General features: G+C 70.7%; 24 protein-coding genes. 22 read left to right on the forward strand and 2 right to left on the reverse strand.

Annotation, left to right across the window (positions count from 1 at the left end; genetic code table 11):
- Both D7V80_RS23795 and D7V80_RS23800 read left to right on the forward strand, forming a co-directional pair.
- The coding region (locus D7V80_RS23795) for an ActD-like protein (protein ID WP_120590337.1) at nucleotides 1-692 on the forward strand (692 nt) is incomplete at its 5' end.
- On the forward strand, nucleotides 689-2953 hold the full coding sequence (locus tag D7V80_RS23800) for a caspase family protein (protein WP_120590338.1): 2265 nt from the start codon (nucleotides 689-691) through the stop codon (nucleotides 2951-2953). The genes D7V80_RS23795 and D7V80_RS23800, both read left to right, overlap by 4 nt.
- Nucleotides 2954-3006: 53 nt before the next feature.
- On the opposite strand, the gene D7V80_RS23805 is transcribed toward D7V80_RS23800, so the two are convergent.
- Nucleotides 3007-3510: a DUF6748 domain-containing protein gene (locus tag D7V80_RS23805; protein WP_120590339.1), complete on the reverse strand. Its 504-nt coding sequence runs from the start codon at nucleotides 3508-3510 to the stop codon at nucleotides 3007-3009.
- Nucleotides 3511-3773: 263 nt separating this feature from the next.
- Between D7V80_RS23805 and dnaN the strand changes: the two genes are divergently transcribed.
- The 8 genes from dnaN to D7V80_RS23845 all read left to right on the forward strand — a co-directional run bounded on the left by dnaN (nucleotide 3774) and on the right by D7V80_RS23845 (nucleotide 11629).
- Nucleotides 3774-4880 carry a DNA polymerase III subunit beta gene (gene dnaN / locus D7V80_RS23810; RefSeq protein ID WP_120590340.1) on the forward strand — a complete coding sequence of 369 codons (1107 nt, stop codon included), beginning with the start codon at nucleotides 3774-3776 and terminating at the stop codon, nucleotides 4878-4880.
- Between the two features lie 112 nt (nucleotides 4881-4992).
- Nucleotides 4993-6225, forward strand: a complete 1233-nt coding sequence (locus D7V80_RS23815; RefSeq protein ID WP_233585664.1) for a hypothetical protein — start codon at nucleotides 4993-4995, stop codon at nucleotides 6223-6225.
- An 83-nt stretch (nucleotides 6226-6308) separates the two neighbouring features.
- Nucleotides 6309-7067, forward strand: coding sequence for a hypothetical protein (locus D7V80_RS23820; RefSeq protein ID WP_120590342.1), 759 nt, complete (start codon nucleotides 6309-6311; stop codon nucleotides 7065-7067).
- Nucleotides 7060-8130, forward strand: coding sequence for a site-2 protease family protein (locus D7V80_RS23825; RefSeq protein WP_120590343.1), 1071 nt, complete (start codon nucleotides 7060-7062; stop codon nucleotides 8128-8130). Before D7V80_RS23820 ends, D7V80_RS23825 begins: the two co-directional genes overlap by 8 nt.
- Nucleotides 8127-8675 (forward strand): hypothetical protein, encoded by a 549-nt coding sequence (locus D7V80_RS23830; protein ID WP_120590344.1) that lies wholly within the window; start codon nucleotides 8127-8129, stop codon nucleotides 8673-8675. The genes D7V80_RS23825 and D7V80_RS23830 overlap by 4 nt, the downstream gene beginning before the upstream one ends.
- 22 nt (nucleotides 8676-8697) lie before the next feature.
- Nucleotides 8698-9495 (forward strand): hypothetical protein, encoded by a 798-nt coding sequence (locus tag D7V80_RS23835; protein WP_120590345.1) that lies wholly within the window; start codon nucleotides 8698-8700, stop codon nucleotides 9493-9495.
- A complete protein-coding gene (locus D7V80_RS23840) occupies nucleotides 9492-10400 on the forward strand; it encodes a type VI immunity family protein (RefSeq protein ID WP_120590346.1) in 909 nt (302 codons plus the stop codon). Before D7V80_RS23835 ends, D7V80_RS23840 begins: the two co-directional genes overlap by 4 nt.
- A gap of 98 nt (nucleotides 10401-10498) precedes the next feature.
- Nucleotides 10499-11629 (forward strand): DNA replication/repair protein RecF, encoded by a 1131-nt coding sequence (locus D7V80_RS23845; RefSeq protein ID WP_014400573.1) that lies wholly within the window; start codon nucleotides 10499-10501, stop codon nucleotides 11627-11629.
- On the opposite strand, the gene D7V80_RS23850 is transcribed toward D7V80_RS23845, so the two are convergent.
- Nucleotides 11626-12006 carry a hypothetical protein gene (locus D7V80_RS23850; protein ID WP_120590347.1) on the reverse strand — a complete coding sequence of 127 codons (381 nt, stop codon included), beginning with the start codon at nucleotides 12004-12006 and terminating at the stop codon, nucleotides 11626-11628. The two genes, D7V80_RS23845 and D7V80_RS23850, sit on opposite strands and share 4 nt — an antisense overlap.
- A gap of 236 nt (nucleotides 12007-12242) precedes the next feature.
- On the opposite strand from D7V80_RS23850, the gene D7V80_RS23855 reads away from it, so the two are divergent.
- The 12 genes from D7V80_RS23855 to D7V80_RS23910 all read left to right on the forward strand — a co-directional run bounded on the left by D7V80_RS23855 (nucleotide 12243) and on the right by D7V80_RS23910 (nucleotide 25325).
- Nucleotides 12243-12749 carry a hypothetical protein gene (locus D7V80_RS23855; RefSeq protein ID WP_120590348.1) on the forward strand — a complete coding sequence of 169 codons (507 nt, stop codon included), beginning with the start codon at nucleotides 12243-12245 and terminating at the stop codon, nucleotides 12747-12749.
- Nucleotides 12746-13540, forward strand: coding sequence for an ABC transporter permease (locus tag D7V80_RS23860; RefSeq protein ID WP_120590349.1), 795 nt, complete (start codon nucleotides 12746-12748; stop codon nucleotides 13538-13540). The genes D7V80_RS23855 and D7V80_RS23860 overlap by 4 nt, the downstream gene beginning before the upstream one ends.
- 13 nt (nucleotides 13541-13553) lie before the next feature.
- Nucleotides 13554-14384: an ABC transporter ATP-binding protein gene (locus D7V80_RS23865; protein ID WP_120590350.1), complete on the forward strand. Its 831-nt coding sequence runs from the start codon at nucleotides 13554-13556 to the stop codon at nucleotides 14382-14384.
- Nucleotides 14381-15583, forward strand: coding sequence for an MlaD family protein (locus D7V80_RS23870; protein WP_120590351.1), 1203 nt, complete (start codon nucleotides 14381-14383; stop codon nucleotides 15581-15583). The genes D7V80_RS23865 and D7V80_RS23870 overlap by 4 nt, the downstream gene beginning before the upstream one ends.
- Before the next feature lie 158 nt (nucleotides 15584-15741).
- Complete coding sequence (locus D7V80_RS23875) at nucleotides 15742-16647, forward strand: zinc metalloprotease (protein WP_120590352.1); 906 nt, start codon at nucleotides 15742-15744, stop codon at nucleotides 16645-16647.
- A gap of 229 nt (nucleotides 16648-16876) precedes the next feature.
- Nucleotides 16877-17782, forward strand: coding sequence for a zinc metalloprotease (locus tag D7V80_RS23880; RefSeq protein ID WP_120590353.1), 906 nt, complete (start codon nucleotides 16877-16879; stop codon nucleotides 17780-17782).
- Between the two features lie 158 nt (nucleotides 17783-17940).
- Complete coding sequence (locus D7V80_RS23885; RefSeq protein ID WP_120590354.1) at nucleotides 17941-19104, forward strand: alanine--glyoxylate aminotransferase family protein; 1164 nt, start codon at nucleotides 17941-17943, stop codon at nucleotides 19102-19104.
- Nucleotides 19105-19379: 275 nt separating this feature from the next.
- Nucleotides 19380-20009, forward strand: coding sequence for a DUF2378 family protein (locus D7V80_RS23890; RefSeq protein ID WP_120590355.1), 630 nt, complete (start codon nucleotides 19380-19382; stop codon nucleotides 20007-20009).
- A gap of 229 nt (nucleotides 20010-20238) precedes the next feature.
- Nucleotides 20239-21867, forward strand: coding sequence for an ATP-binding protein (locus D7V80_RS43700; RefSeq protein WP_304988167.1), 1629 nt, complete (start codon nucleotides 20239-20241; stop codon nucleotides 21865-21867).
- Entirely contained in the window at nucleotides 21864-22241 is a 378-nt protein-coding gene (locus tag D7V80_RS23900) for a response regulator (RefSeq protein ID WP_120590357.1), read from the forward strand. The genes D7V80_RS43700 and D7V80_RS23900 overlap by 4 nt, the downstream gene beginning before the upstream one ends.
- 94 nt (nucleotides 22242-22335) lie before the next feature.
- The gene (locus D7V80_RS23905) at nucleotides 22336-24501 is read left to right on the forward strand and encodes a cation:proton antiporter (protein WP_120590358.1); all 2166 of its coding nucleotides are present in this window, start codon (nucleotides 22336-22338) and stop codon (nucleotides 24499-24501) included.
- A 5-nt stretch (nucleotides 24502-24506) separates the two neighbouring features.
- Nucleotides 24507-25325 carry a helix-turn-helix domain-containing protein gene (locus tag D7V80_RS23910; protein WP_120590359.1) on the forward strand — a complete coding sequence of 273 codons (819 nt, stop codon included), beginning with the start codon at nucleotides 24507-24509 and terminating at the stop codon, nucleotides 25323-25325.
- Nucleotide 25326 lies beyond the last annotated feature (1 nt).

Below are 25326 nucleotides of genomic sequence, written 5' to 3' on the forward strand. Positions count from 1 at the left end.
CCCTGGAGGCCCTGCCCCCCGACCGCGTCGCCCGCGAGGTGAAGGCCCGCTTCGCCCGCGCCGACGCTCCCGCCACCGCGCCCCGCGCCGAGGCCCCGCCATCGCGCCCTTCCTGGCGCTTCCTGCCCGCCCTGGTGCCGGTGCTCGCCGCCGCGACCCTCGTCGTCCTCGTCCGGCCGGGGGCTTCGTCCCAGGAGCAGGAGGCGCGCGATCCGTGGACGGGCACTGGCGGCACCCCTGGCGTCCTGGAGCCCACGCGCAGCAAGGGACTCCAGCCCCGGCTCGACGTGCACCGCCAGGCCGGCACCCGCACCGAGCACCTCACCGACGGCGCCCCCGCCCAGGTCGGTGACGTGGTCCAGCTGTCGTACACCGCCGCCGGCCACGCCCACGGCGTCATCCTCTCCGTGGACGGCCGGGGCACCGTCACCCCGCACCTGCCCGCGTCGGGCGACACGTCCGCGCTCCTGGAGCGCAGCGGCACGCACCTGCTGCCCCGCGCCTACGAGCTGGACGACGCCCCCGGCTTCGAGCGGTTCTTCTTCGTCTCCTCGGACACCCCCTTCGAACTGGAGGGTGTGATGGCCGCCGCGCGCGTGCTCGCCACGTCCCCCGAGGCGCGCACCGCGCCGCTGACCCTGCCCACCGGCCTGGGGCAGACCTCCTTCCTGCTGGAGAAGCCCTCCCCATGAGAGCGCTCGTCATCCTCCTGTTCGCGCTGGGCGCGGCCACCCCCGCCCACGCCGCCGAAGCCGCCGCCGTGCGCCGGCTGGCCCTGCTCGTGGGCGTCAACGACGGCGGCCCGGAGCGCGTGCGGCTGCGCTACGCGGAGACCGACGCGAAGGCCTTCTCCACGGTGTTGTCGGAGCTGGGCGGCGTGCTGCCCCAGGACCGCGTGCTCCTCACGGACGTGGACCGCGCGGGTGTGCTCGCCGGCTTCGACCGCGTGCGCCGCCTGGCCGAAGGTGTCCGCACCGCCGGGGCCCGCCGCGTGGAGGTGCTGCTGTACTACTCCGGTCACTCGGATGACGAAGGGCTGCTGCTCAAGGGCCAGCGCCTGGACTACGGCGAGCTGCGCCGCTCGCTGGAAGGGCTGCCCGCGGACGTGAGAATCGCGGTGCTGGACTCGTGCGCGTCCGGCGCGTTCGCGCGCAAGAAGGGCGGCGTCTCGCGGCCCGCGTTCCTGGTGGACTCCGCCATCCAGGTGAAGGGCCACGCCATCCTCACCTCGTCCAGCGCGGACGAGGCGTCGCAGGAGTCGGACCGGCTGGGCGGCTCGTTCTTCACGCACCACCTGCTGTCCGGCCTGCGAGGCGCCGCGGACGTCACCCACGACGGCCGCGTCACCCTCACGGAGGCCTACCAGTTCGCCTTCCACGAAACGCTCGCGCGCACCGAGCGCACGCAGGGCGGCGCGCAGCACCCCAACTACGACATCGAGCTCGCTGGCACCGGCGACCTGGTGATGACCGACCTGCGCGCCACCACCGCGGGCCTGGTCCTCACCGAGCCGCTGGAGGGCCGCCTGTACGTGCGCGACGCGGTGGGCACGCTGGTGGTGGAGGTGCAGAAGCAGTCCGGCCGCCCCACCGAGCTGGGCCTGGCCCCCGGCGCCTACCGCGCGCGGCGCGAGTGGGACGGCGGGGTGTCCGAAGCGGCCTTCACGCTGAAGGAGGGCATGCGCACGCCGCTGGCCCCCAACGACTTCCTGGGCGTGGGCCACGAGGCCACCGTGATGCGCGGCGGTGGCGGCGGCATGGCCCTGTCTCCTCAGGGGCGCGTCCAGCTGCCGGTGAACCTGAGCCTCGTGCCGTCGATGAGCACCAACACGCTGCGGGTGGGCCGCGCGATGGTGGAGAACCGCTTCGCGCTGGGCGTCATCAACGGCGGCGCGGCGCTGGGCGGCGGGCTGGCGCTGGGACTCGCGGGCAACGTGTACGACGCGGAGGTGTCCGGCCTGGCCATGGCGCTGGGCTTCAACACGTCCGGTCGCGAGGTGAGCGGCGCGCAGCTGTCCCTGGTCACCAACGTGGCGGGCGGCCCGGTGGTCGGCGCCCAGGCGTCGCTGGGGCTCAACCTGGCCAACGGCGACGTGGACGGCGTGGGGCAGCTGGCGCTGGGCGCCAACGTCGCGCGCGGCGCGCTGGGCGGCGTGCAGGCGGCGCTGGGCGCCAACGTCACTACTTCCGACGCCACCGGTTTGCAGCTGTCACTGGGTGCCAACCACGCGAACGGCACGATGAAGGGCGTGCAGTTCACGCTGGGCGTCAACTCCGTGGCGACGGCCGCGCGCGGCATCCAGGGGTCGGTGCTGCTCAACCGCGCCCCGTCCCTCACCGGCATGCAGCTGGGGGTGATCAACGTGGGCGGTGACGTGTCCGGCATGCAGCTGGGGTTGATCAACATCGCGGACACGGTGCACGGCATGCAGCTGGGGCTCGTGAACGTCTCCGACGAGGTGAACGGCGTGCCGGTGGGCCTGGTCTCCTACGAGAAGAAGGGCCAGCTGCACCTGGAGCTGTTCGGCAGCGACGTGCAGCTCACCAACCTGGCGCTGAAGTTCGGCGGCAAGCACTTCTACACGACGCTGCTCGCGGGCATTGGCCCGGACGACCGCTTCCAGCGCTTCAGCCTGGGCCTGGGCCTGGGCGGGCACATCCCGCTGGGCTCGCGCTTCTGGGTGGACGTGGACGTCGCCGCCAGCCAGGTGCTGTCCACGCGAGACCCGTTCTCCAGCGCGTCCAACAACCTGCTGTCCCAGGCGCGCGCCATGCTGGGCTTCCAGGTGATGCCCCGGCTGGCCGTGTTCGCCGGCCCCACCTACAACGTGGCGTTCACCTGGGGAGAGCCGGAGTTCGCGAAGTTCACGACGCTGCCGGTGCGCTCGCACACCATTGGCACGGACACGCGCATGCAGCGCTGGCCTGGCTTCCAGGCGGGTGTGCGGCTCTAAGGCTCTGGAGCCGGCCGGGGCCGCGCAGGACGCGGTCCCGGGGGGGATGCCACTCAGCCGACGATGCGGGTGGCGCGCAGGACGATGGCGTCGCCCGCGGGGCCGGCCTTGAGCCGCTTGTCCAGCGAGCCCTCCACCTTGAGGCCGGGGCCGCCCTTGGAGGCGCGCTGCATGAGCTCCCCCAGCTTCGCGTCGTCCCCGCCGGTGACGGCGCTCAGGTCGATTTCGTGGAGGGTCTGGAGCTTCTTGTCCGGCGCGTCCGCGCTGAACAGGTCGTAGTGGTCGCAGGGCGGCGCGAAGCAGCGCTTCCCGTTGTCCTTGACGATGTAGACGGTGCTGGTGGTCATGGTGGCGTCTCCGGGTGAGGGGGTGGGGGCGGCCGTGCCGGGCTCGTCGGCGGCTCCCGCAGGGACATTCACGTCGGTCCGCTTCAGGTCGGCGGGGGCCTCCGCGCCGGACATGTCGCTGGACGGCTGCGCGGTGGGGGAGGACGGCGTGCTGCACGCCACCGGGCCGAGCACGAGCACGGCGGACAGGATCAGGGAGCGGGCGTTCATGGCGACTCCGGAAGGAGGACGGGGTGCCCTCCTTCAACGCGGGAGCGGCACGGCCGGGTCCACTCTGCCCGGCCGCGCGCCCGCCCACCAGGGCAACAGGGGCCTTTTTCCTCCATGTCCCACCTGGACACCCGGACAGTCCGGAACCGGGCGGAGCATGCCCATAAAGGGGTGCCAAGACGGTGGAAGGGGCTATCCGTTCGTTGTACACCCGCGCCCCAAGAGATCGGCCTCCGGGGCCGTGACCTGTAAGGACGCCCACGATGGAATTCCGCATCGCCGCCGACGAGCTGAAGAAGGCCCTCTACCGCGCCCAGGGCATCGTGGAGCGCAAGACGACGATGCCCATCCTCGCCAACGTGCTGCTCACGGCGAACAAGGGCAGCATCACGGTCACGGCCTTCGACCTGGACATCGGCATCGTGTCCGAGCACTCGGCGGACGTGTCCAAGCCGGGCGCCGTCACGCTGAGCGCGAAGTACGTCTTCGACATCGTCCAGAACCTCCCGGACGCGGAGGTCACGCTCAAGAAGCTGGCGAACAACTACGTCGACATCTCCTCCGGCTCCGCGCACTTCAAGATCGTCGGCATGGCCGCCGAGGAGTACCCGAAGCTGCCCAAGGAGGAGAACGCTCCCCTGGTGCAGATCTCCGGCAACGTGCTGCTGGAGATGATCAAGAAGACCCAGTTCGCCATCTCCAGCGACGAGACGCGCTACATCCTCAACGGCGTCTTCTTCGAGCCGCAGCAGAGCGGCAAGGTCCGCATGGTGGCCACGGACGGCCACCGGCTGTCGCTCATCGAGCGCGAGATGTCCGGCGACTTCAAGCTCAAGAGCGGCGTCATCATCCCGCGCAAGGGCCTGATGGAGCTCAAGCGCCTCCTGGACGAGGCCCCGGACGCGGAGTGCCACCTGGGGTTCGCGGAGAACTCGGCGCTGTTCAAGAAGCCGGGCCTCACCATGGTGATGCGCCTCATCGACGGGCAGTTCCCCGAGTACCAGCGCGTCATCCCCAAGGAGGGCGAGAAGGTCGTCCTCGTCCCCAAGGTGCGCCTGCTGGAGGGCCTCAAGCGCATCGCGCTCCTGTCCGCGGACAAGAGCAACGCCATCCGCATCGGCCTGGAGAAGGGCAAGCTGCTCATCACCGCCAGCAACCCGGACCTGGGTGAGGCGCGTGACGCGCTGGACGTGGACTACCAGGGCAACGACATCACCATCGGCTTCAACGCCCGGTACCTCATGGACGTCCTGGGTGTGACGGAGACGGACGAGGTCAGCTTCGAACTGGGCGACGAGCACAGCCCGGGCGTGCTGCACGGCCCCGGCGACCGCAGCTTCACCGCCGTGGTCATGCCCATGCGCGTCTGAGCCGACGCAGTCGTCCAACTTCCCACGTCGGCGGGACGTCACCGTTCCAAGTCCGACGCTCCGCGCCATGGGGAGGCCTGCGCCCGGCGCGGGGCGCCCTTATGATGAGGGCGTGGCCACCCGTCCGGACGACCTGAGAGCGCGGCTGGAGGACCGAGTGGACCTCCTGGAGGCCACGCGCCTGCGCTACCGCGCGCTCAAGGGCGTGCTGGAGTCCTTCTTCTGGAAGGACCGGATCCGCAACCACTTCGAGCTGCTGCGCGAGGTGGCCGCCGACCAGCCGGAGGTGGACGCGACGCTGGCAGCGATGCGGCGACGCGTGGAGGCGGAGGGCTGGCCCCACAACGCCGCCCCCGTCCGGTTGATGCACGAGGTGGAGCGCCTGCGCGAGGCCGTGGAGCGCGCGGCCGAGCGGCGGCTGTCCGCCAGCGCCTCCCCGGCTTCCGACGACGAGGATGCCTCGGAAGAGGACGACGGCCCCGCCACGCTGGGAGAGCGGCTGCTGCGCCTGGAGACGGAGGTGCTGGACGCGGCGCCGTTCCTGGGCGGACGCGTGTGGGCCCAGGCGGTGGAGCTGCTGCCGCGCAACCTGCCGGAGCTGCGCGCCGCGTGCGCCGCGGGTGAGGTGTTCGAGCGCGTGTTCAAGCGCCCGGTGACGGAAGGGGCGCCGGCCTTCTCCGACGACGAGGCGCGGGAGCTGGCGCGGGCGTTGCCGCTGGGCGCCGCGGCGCTGGTGGCGCTGTGGGAGCGGCTGGAGCGCTACGACAGCCGGGGGCGGGTGAAGGACTTCCTCCAGCGGCGCATGCGCCGAGCGCCGACGCGGGTGGCGCGCAGCGGGCCGGAGCTGCTGTTGCACGCGGCCTTCTGGCACGACGTGGCGCGGGTGCGGGTGCGCGCGGTGCTGGAGGCGGAGCTGGCGCCGGTGGTGCCGCGCGAGGCGGAGCTGCCCGCGCTGTTGTCCTGGCGGGCCGCGCTGTCGGAGGACCCGGCGCTGCGGCTGTCCGCGAGGAGCGTCTTCACGGAAGGGCGCGCGGGGCTGGTGGAGACGGCGGCGGCGCTGGCGGCCCTGTCTCGCGAGCGGCCCCGGGGCGCGTGGAATGAAGAGGTGGCGTGGTCGCGGCTGGAGCAGGCCGCGCAGCGGGCGCGCGCGGAAGAGGGGCCGGAGGCGGAGGCCCTGCGGGACGCCCTGCGCCTCTTCGTGATGCTGCGGGGCCAGGCTCGCACGCCCGCGCGGTTGTTCTCGCCGGAGCACGCGAAGCCCGCGGGGGGCGACGTGGCCCGCGGTGGGGACCTGGTGGCGCTGGTGCAGGCGGCGCGTCACGCGGCGCTGCGGCAGGGCGGCTGAAGACAGACACCGGTTTGAGGGGGGTGGAAGGCTTCTGTTAGGTTGGGCGGGTCTGTTTCCTTTTCCTGTCGAAACCCCCGCTCATGACCCAGCCTGTTCCTCCGCCGTCCGATGACGCGGCGCCGCTCCAGTTCGACCGCGCCGAGTTCACCGAAGCGCCCGCTGCGACGAAGTGCACCGTCTGCCAGTGCGCCATCCGGAGCGTCTATTACGAGGTGAACCAGCGCCTGCTGTGCCCCGCGTGCCGCGAGGAGGTGGAGGCGTCGCTGAAGGGCGGCTCGAAGTCGAAGCGCTTCCTGACGGCGTCGATGTTTGGCATTGGCGCGGCCATCGCGGGGGCGCTCGTCTACTGGGTGGTGAGCCTGACGGGCTACAACATCGGCCTCATCGCCATCGCGGTGGGGTGGATGGTGGGGACGGCGGTGTTCAAGGGCACGGAGTCGCGCGGCGGGCGGGGCTACCAGGTGCTGGCGGTGGCGCTGACGTACCTGTCGGTGGCCGCGTCGCTGTCCCCGGAGCTGTTCAAGGTGATGAAGGAGCGGGAGGACTTCACGGCCTTCCACGCATCGTCGCACTCGCTGGGTTCCGGGCAGGTGGAGCCGCCGGATGAGGTGACCCAGACGCTCGCCGCGGTGGTGGGGACCGCGGTGTTGACCCCGGCACTGCCGGTGCTCGTGGGCATCGAGCATCCGATGTCGGGACTCATCTACGGCTTCGCGCTGTTCGAGGCATGGCGCCGCAACCGGAAGGCGGAGCTGAACATCGCGGGGCCGTTCAAGCTGCTGGAGGCGCCGGCCGAGGGTGAAGCCGCGCCGGCGGAGCAGGAGCGTTCCGTTGGCTGAGGCGCTCGCGGTATCGCTCCTCACGCAGCGGTGTGAGGGGTGTGGTTCGGAGCTGGCGCCCCGGCTGCTCACGTGTCCGTCGTGCCGGAAGCTGGTGCATGGGAAGCGGCTGACGCAGCTGGCGGCGGATGCGCAGGCCGCGACGGAGCGGGGCGCGCCGATGGAGGCGCTGGCGCTGTGGCGCGAGGCGCTGGACCTGTTGCCACCGGACACGGCGCAGCGCGCGCAGGTGACGGCGAAGGTGACGGCGCTGAGTCAGCAGGCGGATGCGCAGGGGTTGGCGGCGCCGCTGGCGGAGGCGGAGCGCAAGCGCTCGGGGATGCCGAAGGTGCTGGCCAGCATGGGCGCGGTGGGCCTGATGCTGTGGAAGTTCAAGTTCGTGCTGGCGCTGCTGTTGGGCAAGGGGAAGCTGCTGCTGCTCGGGCTCACGAAGGCGAGCACGCTGTTCTCCATGCTGTTCGCGGTGAGCGTGTACTGGACGCTGTGGGGCTGGAGCTTCGCGCTGGGGCTGGTGGCCTGCATCTACGTACACGAGATGGGGCACGTGGCGTCGCTGCGCCGGCTGGGCATGAAGGCGGACGCGCCCATGTTCATCCCGGGCCTGGGTGCGTTCGTGCGCCTGAAGCAGGTGCCGGTGGATGAGCGCGAGGACGCGCGCGTGGGGCTCGCGGGGCCCATCTGGGGCAGCGCGGCGGCGGTGGTGGTGATGGTGGCGGCGGTGCTGACGGGGTGGAAGGCATTGGGTGCCATCGCGCACGCGGCGACCTGGCTGAACCTGTTCAACCTGGTGCCGGTGTGGCAGCTGGATGGTTCGCGAGGGTTCCGGGCCCTGGCGCGTCAGCAGCGGTGGGTGGCGGTGGCCGTGCTGGGCGCGACGTGGTTCGCCACGGGAGAGAACCTGCTGCTGCTCATCGCGGGTGTGGCGGCGTTTAGGGCCCTGCTCACGCCCGCATCGGAGACGGGCGATCGCCGCACGCTGGTGGAGTACTGCGCGTTGGTGGTGGGCCTGGGCGCGCTGGGCTGGGCGGCGCAGCACTGGACGGGAGCGACGGCGGCGCTGTGACGAACGCGACGGCGGAGGTTGCCAGCACGCGTTCGAGCCGGCTTCTGCGCGCGGGCGTGTATGGCTATTTCACGGCGCTCGCGGGAGGGCTGGTGCTCTTCTGCGCGGGCCTGTCGGGCTACAACGTCAGCGTGCTCGCCATCGCGGTGGGCTGGGCGGTGGGCACGGCCGTGGCGAGAGGGTCGGACCGGCGTGGCGGTTGGTTCTACCGGACGCTCGCGGTGGGGCTGACGTACCTGGCGGTGGGGGTCGCGCTGTCTCCGGCGCTCCACACGGAGCTGCGGACGCCGAGGCCAGGGATTGATTTGTACGAGCGGGGAGACATGAAGGCCTTCAAGCAAGTCTTCGCGGGCAAGGGTGCGGCCCCCGAGCCTCCGCCGCCCCCGCTGTCCCGGGAGGAGCGCTGGACGCAGGCCGTCATCTCCGGAGTGTTGCTGCCATGGATGGCCATTCCCATGGATGGCCTCACGCATCCGTGGTCGGGGCTCTCCTACGTCACGGCGTTGTTCGTGGCCGGGTTTCGCAGCCGGCGTGGCGTGCGGTAGGCGCCGCGACAGGAATCAGTGCATGGATTGGAAACGCCTACACCTCTGCGCGGTCTTCGCGCTGCTCACAGCTTGCGCGGGCGGAAGCGCACGGCGTTCCGCGCACGGTGACCTGCGCTTCGTCGACACGGAGACCGCCGCGAGGCTGCGCCATGCGGCCGTGGTTGCCGAACAAGGTTCCTCTTCCGCCACGGCCTCCGCCCTGGTCCAGGCAGCCCCGGTCATCCTGGGCTTGATGCAACAGGACCACAGCGCGGATGAGTTGGAGGAGCGACTCAAGGAATGCGCCGTCCAGGCCGAGCGTCAGGGCAATGCGCGTTTCTTCGAGAACCGTCCTCCGACACGGCAGGAGTGCCGCGAGGTGGTGGGGCGAGACCGCTGCGGCAACCCCATCACCCGGGCCATGCAGCTCGGAAAGCAGAAGCACGTCCTGGTCCTCCAGTGCGCGGAGGAGGTGCTCAAGGAACTCTGGGCCGCGCCCTACGGCATCGAGCAGCGCTATCGCTACTATCCGAACGCCCGATTCGTGGAGACGATCAGCCGGGAGAAGGAGGCGCGCATGCTCGCCGGGGGCTGCACCGATGAGCTTCGGGGCACGATCAAGCCGGACCTCGTGCTTCATGCGGACCGCAATCTGCTCGAGTCCGCGCTCACCTTGGACTTCAAGTTCCCCTGCCCTGAGAGCAACGAACCGCAGTGGACCCTCTACGGAGAGGGCAGTCCCTACGTTGGAAGAACGCAGGACCAGGTCTACGAGGATGCGCTCGGTGGAAAGGCCCGGCTTGTTTCTCCTCGCAAGGGAGTTGTGGACCAGCCATGAGCGCGAACCTTCCCACTCTTCGTCTTCATTACAGGGATGGAACAGTCGCGGCCCGCGACGGTGTCGTGGTCACGTTCTTCATTCCCCACGACCACAGCCTCGTAGCGCGGGCCTGCTGGCGGGCCTTGGCGACCTACGTTCGAGCCATCCCACCCCAGTCGCTGAACTGGTACGGCGCGGACGATGGGGATGTCCTTGAGCTGGATGAGGACGGATGGGAGGTCATTCGCAAACGGATGGTGGATCGACCCTCCCGCCTGGCCTGGCACGTCAGCTTGTCCGACCTGGATGGGGGGACTGGGGGATACCAGTTCGAGTACCACAGCAATCGGATTGAACGCCCGCTCTGCGTTGGGTCCAACACCGCGATGTCCTTCACCTTCCCGACCGAATTCCTCCTGGACCAGGGACCCCAGCGGACGCGTGCCCTGGTGTTGGACCTGGCTCGGGAACTGCCCTTCCATTTCGGCTACGCGAGCTTCGCCCTTGCCTCTCGACAGGGCTCCTGGACCGCGGGGGACTGGAAGGTCCTGGAGAAATACTCCGCGCGCTATCTGGGTGTGGACCTGCCCGCTGTCGCCGGCCTCGGTTCGGTCATCGGGCTCCATGCCCTGGGCGCGCACTGGCTCACCTTCCTGGGCCCGCCGCTGCTGGACCGGATGGGTGGCACCGAAGCGCTGCGGCAGGCACTGCCGTTCCCGGAGGTCTCCCTCCTTCCCATGGAACAGGAGCGCCTGCTGGTCACCCTGAGCGAATGGCCCCAGGCCATCGACATCGAGACGGAACCCGTTCCGCCCCAGTACCGCGCCCTGGCCTGCTTCCTGAAACCCTTCATGTACACGTCAGGACAGGACGCCGGGATCGGGAACTACCTGGACCGCTGGCGGCGACGGCTCTGTCCGTAACGCTCCCGCGCCCACCAGCCAGGCGTCACCCTCTGAATCCCGCGCACCGCCGGCCGCCGCATCTGTAGTACGAAGGTCGGCCCCTTCACGGTGACGCTGTGCGCCTCCTCTCGCTCCAGGTCCAGGACTTCCGCAACCTCCCGGCGGTGCAGCTCGCACCCAGCCCCCACTCGACCATCGCCGTGGGCCAGAACGGGCAGGGGAAGACCAACCTCCTGGAGGCGCTCTACTTCCTCGCCACCCTCAAGCCCCTGCGCGCCGGACGCCTCTCCGAGCTCGTCCGCTGGGGCTCCCAGGCCGCTCGCGTCACCGGCCGCTTCCTCCTCAAGGGCGCCGAGCGCGAAATCTCCGTCGAGGTCGGCGGCGGCACCCGCCAGGCCCTCGTGGACGGCAAGAAGGCCGCCAGCCTCGAGGACTACTTTGGCGGCGTCTCCGTCGTCGCCTTCACGCCCGATGACCTGGAGGTCATCAAGGGCGGCCCCGACGCCCGCCGCGCCTTCCTCGACCGCGCCGTCTTCAACCGCTTCCCCGCCTTCCTCAAGGAAAGCCGCGAGTACGCCCGCGCCCTCAAGAACCGCAACCGCCTGCTCCGTGAAGGCGCCACCGTCGACGCCGCGTACCTCGACGCGTACGACGAAACCCTCGCGCGCGCGGGCGCCCGCCTCTACGCCCGCCGCCGCGCCCTGATGGCCGAGCTCGCGCCCCGCGCCCAGGCCACCTTCGCGTCCATCGGCCGCACCGCCGACCCCGCCGTCTACGGCTACCACCCCGCGCACCTCGGCGCCGACTTCGCCCACGCCGACGAGGCCGCGCTCGCCTCCGCCCTGCGCGAAGCCCTCTCCGCGCGCCTGCGCCGCGACCTGGACCGCGGCTTCACCTCCGTGGGCCCGCACGTGGACGACGTGTCCGTGACGCTGGGGGGCCGCAGCGCGCGCGCCTACGCGAGCCAGGGGCAGCAGCGCGCCCTGGTGCTCGGCTGGAAGATCGCCGAGATTGAAAACCTGGAGGCCGCCATGGGCTTCCTCCCCCTGCTGCTGCTGGATGACGTCTCCAGTGAGCTGGACCCCGAGCGCAATGCCTATCTCATGGGCTACCTGGCCCGGAGCGGCGCGCAGGTCTTCCTCACCACCACCGACGCGGGGCTCGTGAGAGCCGCCGCCGCCAGTGACAGCCTCTGGCTCACCGTCCACGCGGGACAGGTGGCCACCGAGTCCCCGTCACAACCCTAGTGCACCCGCCGCCGGTGCCAGGGCCAGTGCACCGACCGGCGCTGATGGTGGGGCAATTCCTGCCGCGTCACGTGCCCGAAGTACTCGAAGCGGAACTCCGCCCAGAGCAGCCCGAACGCCACCGCGAACAGGAACACCGCCAGCGTCAGCCACCACACGGTGCCCACGGCCAGCGCGGCGATGAACAACACCCCCAGCACCGCGGCGATCCCCAGCGACAGGTCCCGCAGGCGCTTCGACTCGCTGAACGCCATTCCCATGGCCAGCATGGAGATGGCCAGCAGCGGCCATGCCAGCCAGTACGCCGTGCGCGCGTACAGCGAGGCAATCGACAGCATGAACAACCCGAATCCGAATATCGCCAGCCCGCCGTCCATCGAATCCTCCTCGTGAGAATCCCCCCGGCTCCCGGCTGAAGATGCGCCCTCTGCAAGCTCGGGGGCACCCCGCCTCTGACTTCCGTCCGGAGCCCGATCAGGGCGGCGGGCCCTCGGCGGGCGCGCGTCCGTGAGTCGACGTTCGCTCCGACGAAGTCCTTGCGGACCTGACGGGCGTGCACCATGACCATGCCCGCCGTCCCACCGGGCGGACCCGGGACGAACGAAATGGTGCCATGTCGCGCTTGCTGCTGACGCTCGTGCTGTCCGCCCTCCTCGCGGGGTGCCACCGCGCGACGTTCGAGGACTCGGTGCTCCAGAAGTCCGACGTGAAGTACCGCGTCGGCCCGCTGTCCAACGACGTCTGGGAGCGCCGCGGCTTCGCCGACAACGACCTCGCCTTCGTGGAGCGCGGCGACACCGGCCGCATCATCGCCACCAACGCCACCTGCCGGGACCACGACGACCCGTCCCTCCAGGTCCTCACCAAGCACCTGCTCATGGGCTTCACCGAGCGCCAGGACCTGGGCCAGCGCACCTTCACCCTGGACGAGCGCGAGGCCCTGCGAAGCCGCTACGTCGCGAAGCTCGACGGTGTGCCCGTCTCCCTGGAACTCGTGGTGGTGAAGAAGGACAACTGCGTCTTCGACTTCAGCTACGTCGCCCCCGTGGGCACCGCCGACGCGCGCATGGCGGACTTCGAGAGCCTCTTCCAGGGCTTCCACGCGGAGCGCCAGCGATGATGCCCGAGGCGAAGCTCTTCGCCGGCGGCCCCAGCCTCAAGGAACGCCTGCGCGAGCGCATGGAGTCCCTGGGCGCCCTGTCCGTCATGACGGGCCAGGTGTTCAGCCGCGCCGTGCGCCCTCCCTACGACTGGGCCGGCCTCATCTTCCACACCGAATCCCTGGGCGTGCGCTCGCTGCCCATCGCGCTGCTCACCGCGACGTTCGCCGGGCTCGTCATCTCCCTGCAGTTCGGCTACTTCCTCGCGCGCTTCGGCGTGCAGTACACCGTGGGCCGCGTGGTCATCCTCACGCTGTTCCGGGAGCTGGCCCCGGTGCTCACCGCCCTCACCGTGGGCGCGCGCATCGGCTCAGGCATCGCCGCGGAATTGGGCTCCATGACCGTGACGGAGCAGGTGGACGCCATCCGCGCGCTGGGCGCGGATCCGTTGCGCAAGCTGGTGGTGCCGCGCGTGTTCGCGTGCCTCATCGTGCTGCCGGTGCTCACCGTGTTCTCGGACGTGGTGGGCCTGGTGGCGGGCGCCCTGGTGGTGAGGTCCCAGTACGGCATCTCCCTGGACCAGTTCTCCCAGGGCGCGCTGGATGCCGTGCTGATGGGCGACTTCGTCTCCGGCGTCATCAAGGGCGCCGTGTTCGGGCTCATCATCGGCCTGGTCGGCTGCTTCAAGGGGCTGGCGGTGGAGGGCGGCACGGAGGGCGTGGGCCGCGCCACCACGCAGACGGTGGCCATCACCTCCGTCACCGTGTGCCTGGCGGACTTCTTCATCACGAAAATCACGCTCTACTTCTGAAGCCGCCCGCACCATGCGCAAGGCCCACCATCACCACCGAGACCCCGCCGTCCCGTTCAGCTTCCGCAAGCCCACTCCGGGCGAGGAGCTCATCCGCTTCGACGGGCTCATCAAGCAGTTCGGCTCCAAGCGCATCTACGACGGCGTGGACCTGGACGTGCGCGCCGGCGAGACGCTGGTGGTGCTGGGCGGCTCCGGCGTGGGCAAGAGCGTGCTGCTCAAGTGCCTCATCGGCCTGCTGCACCCGGACGGCGGCAGCATCCTGTTCGAAGGCTACGACCTGGCGAAGTTCTCCGAGGAGCAGTTCCTGGAGGTCCGCAAGCACGTGGCCATGGTGTTCCAGGGCGCGGCGCTGTTCGACTCGCTCAGCGTGGCGGACAACGTGGCGTACCCGCTGCGCGAACACTTCCCCACCATGTCCCGCGCGGAGATCCAGAAGCGCGTGGCGGAGAAGCTGGAGCTGGTGGACCTGCCCAACACGGAGAAGCTGATGCCGTCGGACCTGTCCGGCGGCATGCGCAAGCGCGTGGGCCTGGCGCGCGCCATCGCCACGGAACCCGAGGTCATCCTCTGGGACGAGCCCACGACGGGCCTGGACCCCGTCACCACGCAGACCATCAACGAGTTGATTGATTCGATGAAGCAGCGCCTGGGCGCCACGTCCATTGTCGTCACGCACGACATGGTGAGCGCCTTCGTGCTGGCGGACCGGATGGCCATGCTGGCCAACCGGAAGATCGTCCAGGTGGGCACCCCGGAGGAGATGCGCCGCTCCCAGGTGCCGGAGGTGCGCGCCTTCATCGACGCGCGCCGCCTGGAGCTGAACCCCCGGGGAACACCATGAGTCTCTTCACGTCGACCTCGAAGGAGAAGCGCCTGGCCGTGCGCGCGGGCCTCTTCGTCGCCGTTGGCCTCGCCGTGGCTGGCGTCGTCGTCTTCTTCATCGGCCGCGAGTCCAATCTCTTTCAACGCCAGGTCATCTTCCACGCCTACTTCAACAGCGTGGACGGCCTGAGCGACCAGTCCCCCGTGTGGATTGGCGGCCTGAAGGTGGGCCGCGTGAACAGCGTGTCCTTCTCCCAGGACCTGAAGGACAGCCGCCTGATGGTGGAGCTCCAGGTGGCCAGCGCCTACGCGAACCGCATCCGCAAGGACTCCGTGGCCCGCCTCACCAGCATGGGCGTGCTGGGCGACAAGGCGGTGGACATCTCCCTGGGCAGCGCGGACCAGCCCGCCGTGGAGCCCGGCGGCGTCATCCAGTCCAGCAGCGGCGGGGACCTGTCCAAGCTGATGACCAGCGCCAGCCGCGTGATGGAGAACTCCGTCGAAATCAGCGAGTCGCTCAAGGAGGCCGTGAAGGTCTACACGAACCCGGACCTGTCGCGGGACCTGGCCAGGAGCGTCGCCTCGCTGCGCTCCATCATGGAGGAGGTGGAGAAGGGCAACGGCGCCCTGCACGCGCTCATCTACGACCCGCGCACGGGCCAGGAGGTGAACACGCTGCTGGCCAACGCGTCCGGCGCCGCGAAGCGCATGGACGGAGCCCTGGGCCACGTGGAGGCCATCCTGTCCGAGGTGCGCCGGGGCGACGGCACCGCGCACGCGCTCATCTACGGCCAGGACGGCGCGGTGGCCATGCGGGAGCTGGGGGCGGCCGCCGGCCAGCTCGCGGGCCTGCTGGAGGACGCGAAGAAGAGCCCCAACGGCGCCGTGCACCAGCTCATCTACGGCGACGCCAAGGGCATGTTCGCGGACCTGGGCAGCGCCGCCGCGGACATCAAGACCATCACCGCCACCGTGGCCAAGGGCGACGGCACCCTGGGCGCGCTCGTCAACGACCCCACCGTCTACGACGACCTGCGCGAGGTGCTGGGCAACGTGAAGCGCAACCGCATCCTCCGCGCCCTGGTGCGCTTCTCCGTCAGCAACCGCGAGTCCCTGGAGCAGGTGGGAGCCCCCCAGACGGCGCCCACCCCGCTCACGCCCGCCCCGGACGCGGGCGACACCGCCGCACCGGCCCCGGCTCCCGCGTCAACGCCCTGAGCCAGCCCGCCGCGTCATCAAGGCGGGATGGTTCACGCGGCGAGACGTCGTATGTGCTCATACGGTTTTACAATGTTTCCAGGACTGTCCGTGGATTGACTCTGGAGTCACTAAAATCGTATTCCCGCTCCCCCCTAGTTTTCGAGGAGTTGGGAACCATGCTTCGTCACGTCGCGCAGCGCAGCGGTCGATTCGCGGTGGTCGTTGGCACCCTGATGTCCCTGGCGGGCTGTAACAACAACGCCCCCACCACCGAGGAGCAGACTCCCGCTCCCGCGGAGGAGACCACCAACGCGCAGGCCATTCCGCACCGTGGCTGCGCGACCGTGGAGCCGTCCGCGGACGAGAAGCTGGAGATCGAGGCGGCGATCGCGGCCCGCGGCGTGTCCGCGAAGCGCGCGGTGGGCTCCGTGAACGTGCCCGTCTATTTCCACGTCATCCGCAAGGGCACGGGCATCTCCAACGGCGACATCCCGGACTCGCAGATCACCGCGCAGATGAACGTGCTGAACGCGGCGTACGCGAACACGCCGTTCAAGTTCACGCTGGCCGGCACGGACCGCACCACGAACAGCACCTGGTTCAACCTGGCGCAGGGCAGCACCAACGAGAAGAACATGAAGAACACCCTGCGCAAGGGTGGCAAGGAGTCGCTGAACATCTACACGGCGAACCTGTCCGGTGGCCTGCTGGGCTGGGCGACCTTCCCCTCCAGCTACACCAGCCAGCCGAAGATGGACGGCGTGGTCATGCTCTACAGCAGCGTCCCCGGCGGCACGGCGTCCCCCTACAACCAGGGCGACACGGGCACGCACGAAGTGGGTCACTGGGTGGGCCTGTACCACACGTTCCAGGGCGGCTGCTCCAGCCCGGGTGACTCCGTCAGCGACACGCCCCCGGAGGCCTCGCCCGCGTACGGCTGCCCCGCCGGCCGTGACACCTGCTCCGGTGGCGGCGCGGACCCCATCTACAACTTCATGGACTACACCGACGACAGCTGCATGAACCAGTTCACCGCCGGCCAGAGCGCCCGCGCGGACAGCCTCACCGCCACGTACCGCTAGAAAAATCACGCAGGGCTGTGGCCGTTTTTCAAATGCCGGGGTCCCCGTCAAAGGGGGCTCCGGCATTTTCCATTTCCAGGGTGATTCACGGACAGGCCGTCTCCCGGCCCTGTGACGCTTGGTCTGTCTTTGGTGTTTTGCTGAGAGTTCAATTTTATCGCGTGATTTGACATGCGCTGTTTCATCCGCGTATCAGTGTTTCACCCCTTTCCTGAGGAGCTGGGAAACGATGCTTCGTCACGTCGCGCAGCGTGGTGGTCGTCTCGTGGTTGTCTTTGGCACCCTGATGTCCCTGGCGGGCTGTAACAACAACGCCCCCACCACCGAGGAGCAGACTCCCGCTCCCGCGGAGGAGACCACCAACACCCAGGCCATCCCGCACCGCGGCTGTGCGACGGAGGAGCTGTCCGCCGACGAGAAGCTGGAGGTCGATGCGGCGATCGCGGCCCGTGGCGTGTCCGCGAAGCGCGCGGTGGGCTCGGTGAACGTGCCCGTGTACTTCCACGTCATCCGCAAGGGCACGGGCATCGCCAACGGCGACATCCCGGACTCGCAGATCACCGCGCAGATGAACGTGCTGAACGCGGCGTACGCGAACACCCCGTTCAAGTTCACGCTGGCCGGCACGGACCGCACCACCAACAGCCAGTGGTTCGCGCTGGGCCAGGGCGGCGGGGCGGAGAAGAAGATGAAGCAGGCCCTGCGCAAGGGCGGCCCGGAGTCGCTGAACATCTACACGGCGAACCTGTCCGGCGGCCTGCTGGGCTGGGCGACCTTCCCCTCCAGCTACGCCAAGCAGCCCTCCATGGACGGCGTGGTCATGCTCTACAGCAGCGTCCCCGGCGGCACCGCGGCCCCCTACAACGAGGGCGACACGGGCACGCACGAGGTCGGCCACTGGCTGGGCCTGTATCACACGTTCCAGGGCGGCTGCACCGCCACGGGCGACTCCGTCAGCGACACGCCGCCGGAGGCCTCGCCCGCGTACGGCTGCCCCGCCGGCCGTGACACCTGCGCGGGCGGCGGCGCGGACCCCATCTACAACTTCATGGACTACACCGACGACAACTGCATGAACCAGTTCACGCCCGGCCAGGTGGCCCGCGCGGACAGCGTGACCGCGACGTACCGCTAGTCCACGGCTTCGCTTCCTGAAGTCACAGACGCCGGAGTCCCCTCTGTACGGGGCTCCGGCGTCTTCTTTTTCCTGCGTGGACAAGCCGGGCCCGCGCTGCTCACAGTGGGGGACCGCCCTCCGGCTGTCCGGAGGGGGCCTTCAGGAGGAGTGGCGCCGTGAGAGACCTGTTGATGATTCCCGGGCCGGTGGACGTGGACGCGGACGTGTTGCAGGCGATGTCCGGGCCGGTGCCCGGTCACCTGGACGCGGGCTTCATCGCCACCTTCGGCCGGGCCCTCAAGCGCCTGCGCGAGGTGTCGCTCGCCCCCGGCGCCCAGCCCTTCGTCGTCTCCGGCAGCGGCACCCTGGCCATGGAGCTCGCCGTGGCCAACCTCATCGAGCCCGGCGACCGCGCGCTGGTGGTGAACACCGGCTACTTCAGCGACCGCATGGCGCACATCCTGGAGCGCCACGGCGCGAAGGTGACGCACGTGCGCGCAGGCGCCGTGGGCAGCGCCCCGGACGTGGCCCAGGTGGAGGCGGAGCTGCGCGGCGGCGGCTTCAAGCTGATGACCGTCACCCACGTGGACACCTCCACCGCGGTGCTCGCGCCGGTGGAGCCGCTGGTGAAGGCCGCGCGCCAGTACGGCGTCCTGGCCGTGGTGGACGGCGTGTGCGCCACCGCCGGTGAAGCCTTCCACCAGGACGCGTGGGGCGCGGACGTGTACCTCACCGCCAGCCAGAAGGCGGTGGGCGTGCCGCCGGGCCTGGCGCTCCTCACCGTGAGCCCCCGCGCCATCGCCGCGTGGAAGGCGCGCAAGGCGCCCGTCGCCAGCGTGTACGCGGACTGGGCGGAGTGGCTTCCCATCATGGAGGCCTACGAAGCCGGCAAGCCCGCCTACTTCGCCACCCCGCCCACGTCCCTGGTGTGCGCGCTGGACGTCAGCCTGGGGCAGATCCTGGCGGAGGGCATGGAGGCCCGCTTCGAGCGCCACCGCCGCATGGCCCGCGCCTTCCGCGCCGCCTGGAGCGCGCTGGGCCTCAAGCTCGTCCCCACCTCGGAGGACGTGGCCGCCAACACCCTGAGCGCCGTGTACTACCCGGACGGCGTGGACGCGTCGCTCGTGGGCCGCGTGAAGGCGCAGGGGGTGGCCATCGCCGGCGGCCTCCACCCTGAAATCAAGCCGCGCTACTTCCGCGTGGGCCACATGAACCGCGTCAGCCCCGGGGACGTGCTCGTCACCGTGGGCGCCATCGAGCGCGCCCTCCACGCCGCTGGCCACCGCGCCGCCGCCGCCGGAACCGCCGTCGCCGCCGCCCAGGCCGCCCTCTCCGGGTAGGGCCTGGAGTGAGGGGCCTGACCCCCATTTATTTCTTGGGCCACAAGAAAACTCGTCCGCGCTCCCATTAGATTTGTGTAAGTTGGTGGATAATGACAGGTACTTCCCGGGTTACTGGGATTTCTTGTCGTTCTGGCGGAATTGTGTGATTGGGCTGCACGGTGTGAGCGGGGCGTGGGCCCCGGCACCTGTGAGGGGGAAGGGCTGCGCTGGCGGACGGGACCCGTGGAGCGGGTGGTCCGATTCCAGCGCCTGAGGTGGCAGTGGAGGTCGGTATGGATCGCGGACCGGTGGAAGGTTCGACGAGGGCGGCGGGCTGGGCGGAGGAGTTCGCGGCGTGGCACCTGACGGAACGGTGCCTGGCCGCGACCCCGGAAGACGGGGCGCGCGGGATGTTCTTCCAGGGCGTGGTGGGGGTGGTGAATTTCCTCCAGGGCGAGGAGGCCGGGGCGAAGTGCCTGGCGGCGTCCGGACTGAAGGAGCTCAACGCCGCGGAGCTGTACCCGGTGACGCGCTTCCTGGAGATGACGGCCGAGGCGACGCGGGTCCTGCGCCCGCAGCTGGGCGACTGGGAGCAGGCGCTGCGCTACATCGGGACGCAGGCCACGGTGGACTTCCTGGCCTCCATGTTCGGCCGGGAGCTGATGCAGGCCGCCGCCGGCAACCCCTGGCGGATGCTCCAGCACATGGCCGAGGGCTACCGCGCCGCGGTGACCTACGGCGAGCGCAGCGTCCTCTGGACGGGAGACCACAGCGCCCGCTTCGTGATGCGCCGGGACTTCATGCCCGTGCCGTACCACGAGGGCGTGCTCCAGGCCGCCCTGGAGGCGGTGGGCGCCCAGGATGTCCAGGTGCACGGGCGGCAGCTGTCCCTGCTGGACAGTGAGTACGACGTTTCCTGGTAATCCTGGGATATTGCGCCCTGTGGCACCGGGCGCTGGCGCAGGACGTTCACCAGCCAGCGCTCGGTGCTGAACGTCCGCCATTTCTCCCGCTGGCGTGACAGGCAGGGCCACTAGCATGGGGTGAAAGCGGCCTACACCCCACGGGAGGAGCAACGCGAATGGATGCAGCACGAGGCTCCCGGCCGGAGGGGCGATGTCGGGCCCCGGGGCTGACCGGCGGAGCCCGGGCATGACGCCCTTCCGGCTGCTGCTCGTGGAGGACAGCGTCAACGACGCGGCGCTGGTGACGGCGGAGCTGGAGCAGTCGGGCTATCTGCCCATGGCCCGGCGCGTGGAGACGATGGAGGCGTTGCGGGACGCGCTGGCCACCGGGCCCTGGGACCTGGTGCTGTGCGACTACCGGCTGCCGCGCTTCACCGCGCTGGACGTGCTGTCGCTCCTGCACGCGCAGGGGCGGGACGTGCCCCTCATCGTCCTGTCCAGCGAGCTGAGCGAGGACCAGGCCGTCACGCTGATGAAGGCGGGCGCGCGCGACTGCTTCTCCAAGGACCGGATGGCCCGGCTGGGCCCGGCGGTGGCGCGCGAGCTGGACGAGACGCGCGTGCGGCGCGAGCGCGCGCGGGCGGACGTGGACCGGGACATCCTGTCCAAGGCCAGCGAGCTGCTCACCGCGTCCCTGGAGCAGGCGGCGCGGTTGGATCAGCTGGTGCAGCTGATGGTGCCCCGGGTGGCGGACTGGTGTGCCTTCTTCCTCCAGGACCCGGACCAGGGCGGCCTGCGGCTGGTGGCGCTGGCGCACCCGGACGCGGAGCGGCGCGCCCATGCCTGGAAGCTGGACCAGCGCTTCCCGCTGGACCCCCAGGCCGCCGCGGGGCCCTCGCACGTGCTGCGCACCGGCCAGCCGGAGTTCATGCCGGACGTGCGCAAGCGCCCGGAGCCCATCACCCGGGACGTGGCGCACCAGCGCGCCATCGACGGGCTGGGGCTGCGCTCGGTGGTGAACGTGGCCCTGCCCGGCAACGAGGGCCGGCTGGGCGTGCTGTCCATGGGCACGCTGGGTGAGCGCACGCTCGCGCCGGTGGACCTGGCGCTGGCGCAGGAGCTGGCGCGCAGGACGGGGCTGGTGCTGGAGAACGCGCGGCTCTTCCAGGAGGCGCGCGAGGCGGTGCGCCTGCGCGACGAGTTCCTCACCGTGGCCGCGCACGAGCTGCGCACGCCGCTCACCACGCTGCGGCTGCAGCTGGGCACGCTCCTGCAGCGCTCGGAGGCGCACCGGCTGGAGCCGGACGTGGTGACGCGCCTGGAGCGCAGCGTGCGCCAGGTGCGCCGGCTGGGCACGCTGGTGGAGGGCCTCCTGGACGTGTCGCAGCTGTCCAGCGGCGAGCTGTCGCTGATGCCCGAGCGCTTCGACCTGGAGGAGCTGGTCGCCGAGGTGCTGGACCGCTACCAGGCGGAGGCCCGCGCGGCCGGGTGCGAATTGCGCCAGTCTCCCCGCCGTGGACTGTGGGGGACGTGGGACCGGCTTCGGGTGGACCAGGCGGTGGCGGCGTTGATATCCAACGCGCTCAAGTTCGGTTCGGGACGGCCGGTGGAGGTGGACGTGGGGCGGGAGGGGAGCTTCGCGCGCATCCAGGTGCGCGACCGGGGCATCGGCGTGCCCGTGGACCAGGTGGAGCGCATCTTCGAGCGCTTCGGCCGCGCGGTCAGCTCGCACTCGTATGGAGGCCTGGGCCTGGGGCTCTACCTCGCCCGCCGCGCCGCGGAGGCGCACGGTGGACGGGCCTGGGCGGAGCCCGCCTCCGAAGAGGGCGCGCGCTTCACGCTGGAGCTGCCGCTGGAGAAGGAGACGCGCGAGTGAGTCGGCCGGTGTTGGTGGTGGATGACGACACGGACCTGCGGGAGGCGCTGGAGGAAGTGCTTCGCGACGCGGGCTACACCGTGTTCGGCGCGGGCAACGGCCTCCAGGCGCTGGAGGTGCTCCGCCGGGAGCCGGTGCCCCCGGCCCTGGTCCTGCTGGACATGATGATGCCGGTGATGGACGGCGCCACCTTTGGCCGGCAGATGCGCCAGGTGGAGGCGTGGCGGGACATCCCCGTGCTCGTCTTCTCCGCCTCCGCCAACGCGCGCCAGGTCGCCGAGGAGATGGGCGCCTGCGGCTACCTGCGCAAGCCGGTGGACGTGGAGACGCTCCTCAAGGCCGTGGCCGCCAACAAGGTCCCCGAAGCCGCCTGAGCTTCCGGGCGGACTGCCCGTCTCGCCTGGGTTGACGCTGCGCGAGACGCCCTGGTAAGTGCTCCCTTAGCACTTTCCCAGCGAGGCCTGTCCGATGAATCCCCACATGCTCGCCCACCTGCTGATCCAGCTCATCGTCATCATCGCGGTGTCCCGGCTCATTGGCCGGGGCGCTCGCTGGCTGGGGCAGCCCCTGGTCATCGCGGAGGTGGTGGCGGGTATCGCGTTGGGCCCGTCGCTCCTGGGCTGGCTGGCGCCGGACGCCATGCACTGGCTGTTCCCGGCGGAGTCCATGCCGTTCCTGAAGATGCTGGCCGAGGTCGGCCTGGTGCTCTTCATGTTCCTCATCGGCCTGGAGCTGGACCCCAAGCTGCTGAAGGGGCGGGGGCACGCGTCGGTGGCCATCAGCCACTCCAGCATCGTCGTCCCGTTCGCCCTGGGCGCGGGGGCGGGCGCGCTGTGGCTGTACAAGTCGCTGTCCAGCCCGGACGTGCCGTTCTCCTCGTTCGTGCTGTTCATGGGCGTGTCCATGAGCATCACGGCCTTCCCGGTGCTGGCGCGCATCCTCACCGAGCGCGGGCTGATGCAGTCGAAGCTGGGCGCCATCGCCATCGCGTGCGCGGCGGTGGATGACGTGACGGCGTGGTGCATCCTGGCGTTCGTGGTGTCGCTGGTGCGCGCGTCGGACCTGGCGCACGCGGGGCTCACCACGCTGTTCGCGCTGCTCTACATCGCCTTCATGCTGCTGCTGGTGAAGCCGTTCCTCGCCCGGCTGGGCGCGCGCGTGGCCAACCGCGAGGGGCTCACCCAGAACGTGGTGGCCATCACCATGGTGCTGCTGCTGGGCTCCGCGTGGACCACCGAGTCCATCGGCATCCACTCGCTCTTTGGCGCCTTCATGTTCGGCGCGGTGATTCCCAAGGAGGGCGGGCTGGCGGCGGCGCTGGCGGAGAAGCTGGAGGACATGGCCGTCGTGCTGCTCCTGCCGGTGTTCTTCGCCTTCAGCGGCCTGCGCACGCAGATGGGCCTGCTGTCCTCGCCCGAGGCGTGGCTCACGTGCGGCGCCATCATCGTCCTGGCCTGCCTGGGCAAGTTCGGTGGCAGCGCGGTGGCCGCGCGCCTCACGGGCCTGCGGTGGCGGGAGGCGGGCGCCATCGGCATCCTGATGAACACGCGCGGCCTGATGGAGCTCATCGTGCTCAACCTGGGCCTGGACCTGGGCGTCATCTCGCCCACGCTCTTCACGATGATGGTCATCATGGCGCTGGTCACGACCTTCATGACCACGCCGTTCCTGCGCCTGCTGTATTCGCCGGAGGAGCAGGCGCGTGACCAGCTGCTGGGCGCGCCGGAGCCGACACTGCCCGCGTCCGCGTACACGGTGCTCCTGTGCGTGTCGCACGGGCAGGCCGGCCCGGGCATGGCGGTGCTGTCGCGCGCGCTGTCAGGCGAGCGCAAGGAGGCGAACCTCTACGCGCTGCACCTCCTGTCCCCGGAGCGCTCGCTCAAGGCCCGAGGGGAAGGGGCACTGGACCCCATGGCCGCGTCCGGCGGCGCGCTGGCGCCCCTGGTGGGCCGCGCGGAGACGCTGGGGCTGTCCGTGCGCACGCTGTCGTTCGTGTCGTCGGAGCCCGCGCGGGACATCTGCCGCACGGCGCAGGCCAAGCGCGCGGACCTGGTGCTCCTGGGCTGGCACAAGCCGCTCTTCAGCCAGACGGTGCTGGGCGGCACGGTGCACGAGGTCATGCAGGAGGCGGGCGGCACGGTGGCGGTGCTGGTGGACCGGGGCCTCGCGCAGGTGCGCCGGGTGCTGGTGCCCTTCGTGGGCAGCCGGCATGACCGCGCGGCGCTGGGCCTGGCGCGGCGGCTGGTGAAGCAGGCCGGCGCGGAGGTGACGGTGCTGCACGTGACCTCGCCCGATGGCTCGGGCGCGGGCCGCGCGCAGGTGGAGGAGCTGTTCCCCGCGGACGAGGGCGCCTCCGTGAAGCTCAAGGTGGTGCGCCACGTGTCGCCGGAAGAGGCAGCGCTGGAGGAAGCGAAGGCGGGTTACGACCTCGTGGTGGTGGGCCTGGGGGCTGAATGGGGCCTGGAAGACCGGTTGTTCGGCGTGCAGCGCGAGCGAATCGTTCGCGACGCGCCCGCCTCGCTGCTGCTCGTGCACCACCCGGAGGCGGCGACGGCGCTGGCCCAGCCCCCGGAGCAGGCCCGGAAGCAGGGGGCGCCTCCGGAGACGACACAGCCGCTCGGCGCGAGGAGCTGAGCGCCATGCACCTGGGAGCCACACTTCGCTTGCTGCGAGTGGACGCGGGGTTGTCCCTGCGCGACCTCGCCCGCCGCATCGGCGTGTCCAGCGCGTACCTGAGCCGCGTGGAGAACGGCGTGGACGCGCCGCCCACGCAGGAGCGGCTGACGGCCATCGCCCGGGAGCTGGACGTGCCCCCGGCGCTGCTCATGGACGTGGCCAACCGGGTGAGCCCGTACGTGGCGGGCTACCTGGAGGACGTGCCCGCTGCGGGGACGCTGATGCTGGACATCGCGCGCCGCAAGCTCACCGGCGCGCAGCTGGCGCGCGTGCGGGCCTTCCTGGACGCGGAGTTCCCCCTGCGCGAGGTGCGCGGCAACGAGCCCGTGCCCCCGCTGGCGCCGCTGCTGTCCCCGGAGCGGGTGGTGGTGCAGCTGTCCTGCGGGGACTACGAGGACGCGCTCGACGTGGCGGCCGGGCGGCTGGCGGCGGCCCTGCCCGGCGTGGATGGGGCGGCGCTCGCGGAGGGCCTGCGCCAGCGCGAGGGCGACGCCCCGTCCCAGGTGGGCAACGGCGTGGCGGTGCCGCACGCGTTCGTGGCCGGCGCGGCCCCGGTGGCGGCGCTGGTGACGCTGGCCCGGCCCCTGAAGATGGACGCGCCGGACGGCCAGCCCCTGCGGCTGGTGGTGGCGCTGGTGGATGGCCACGTGGGCCGCGCGCGGCTGATGCGGCTGGCGCACGTGGCCAGGCTCGCCGGGCGTGGGCTGGCGGACCGGCTCCACGGCCTGGAGGAGCCCCAGCGGGTGCTGGAGACGCTGGAGGAGCTGGAAGCGCTGCGCTGAA

This window comes from Corallococcus sp. CA054B (assembly GCF_003611625.1).
GTDB lineage: Bacteria > Myxococcota > Myxococcia > Myxococcales > Myxococcaceae > Corallococcus > Corallococcus coralloides.

What these genes read in the sequence shown, in the direction of transcription:
- D7V80_RS23800 (WP_120590338.1), top strand. Translation starts at nt 689, where the DNA reads ATGAGAGCGCTCGTCATCCTCCTGTTCGCGCTGGGCGCGGCCACCCCC.
- D7V80_RS23805 (WP_120590339.1), bottom strand. Translation starts at nt 3,510, where the DNA reads ATGAACGCCCGCTCCCTGATCCTGTCCGCCGTGCTCGTGCTCGGCCCG.
- dnaN (WP_120590340.1), top strand. Translation starts at nt 3,774, where the DNA reads ATGGAATTCCGCATCGCCGCCGACGAGCTGAAGAAGGCCCTCTACCGC.
- D7V80_RS23820 (WP_120590342.1), top strand. Translation starts at nt 6,309, where the DNA reads ATGACCCAGCCTGTTCCTCCGCCGTCCGATGACGCGGCGCCGCTCCAG.
- D7V80_RS23835 (WP_120590345.1), top strand. Translation starts at nt 8,698, where the DNA reads ATGGATTGGAAACGCCTACACCTCTGCGCGGTCTTCGCGCTGCTCACA.
- D7V80_RS23840 (WP_120590346.1), top strand. Translation starts at nt 9,492, where the DNA reads ATGAGCGCGAACCTTCCCACTCTTCGTCTTCATTACAGGGATGGAACA.
- D7V80_RS23850 (WP_120590347.1), bottom strand. Translation starts at nt 12,006, where the DNA reads ATGGACGGCGGGCTGGCGATATTCGGATTCGGGTTGTTCATGCTGTCG.
- D7V80_RS23855 (WP_120590348.1), top strand. Translation starts at nt 12,243, where the DNA reads ATGTCGCGCTTGCTGCTGACGCTCGTGCTGTCCGCCCTCCTCGCGGGG.
- D7V80_RS23860 (WP_120590349.1), top strand. Translation starts at nt 12,746, where the DNA reads ATGATGCCCGAGGCGAAGCTCTTCGCCGGCGGCCCCAGCCTCAAGGAA.
- D7V80_RS23865 (WP_120590350.1), top strand. Translation starts at nt 13,554, where the DNA reads ATGCGCAAGGCCCACCATCACCACCGAGACCCCGCCGTCCCGTTCAGC.
- D7V80_RS23870 (WP_120590351.1), top strand. Translation starts at nt 14,381, where the DNA reads ATGAGTCTCTTCACGTCGACCTCGAAGGAGAAGCGCCTGGCCGTGCGC.
- D7V80_RS23875 (WP_120590352.1), top strand. Translation starts at nt 15,742, where the DNA reads ATGCTTCGTCACGTCGCGCAGCGCAGCGGTCGATTCGCGGTGGTCGTT.
- D7V80_RS23880 (WP_120590353.1), top strand. Translation starts at nt 16,877, where the DNA reads ATGCTTCGTCACGTCGCGCAGCGTGGTGGTCGTCTCGTGGTTGTCTTT.
- D7V80_RS23890 (WP_120590355.1), top strand. Translation starts at nt 19,380, where the DNA reads ATGGATCGCGGACCGGTGGAAGGTTCGACGAGGGCGGCGGGCTGGGCG.
- D7V80_RS43700 (WP_304988167.1), top strand. Translation starts at nt 20,239, where the DNA reads ATGACGCCCTTCCGGCTGCTGCTCGTGGAGGACAGCGTCAACGACGCG.
- D7V80_RS23905 (WP_120590358.1), top strand. Translation starts at nt 22,336, where the DNA reads ATGAATCCCCACATGCTCGCCCACCTGCTGATCCAGCTCATCGTCATC.
- D7V80_RS23910 (WP_120590359.1), top strand. Translation starts at nt 24,507, where the DNA reads ATGCACCTGGGAGCCACACTTCGCTTGCTGCGAGTGGACGCGGGGTTG.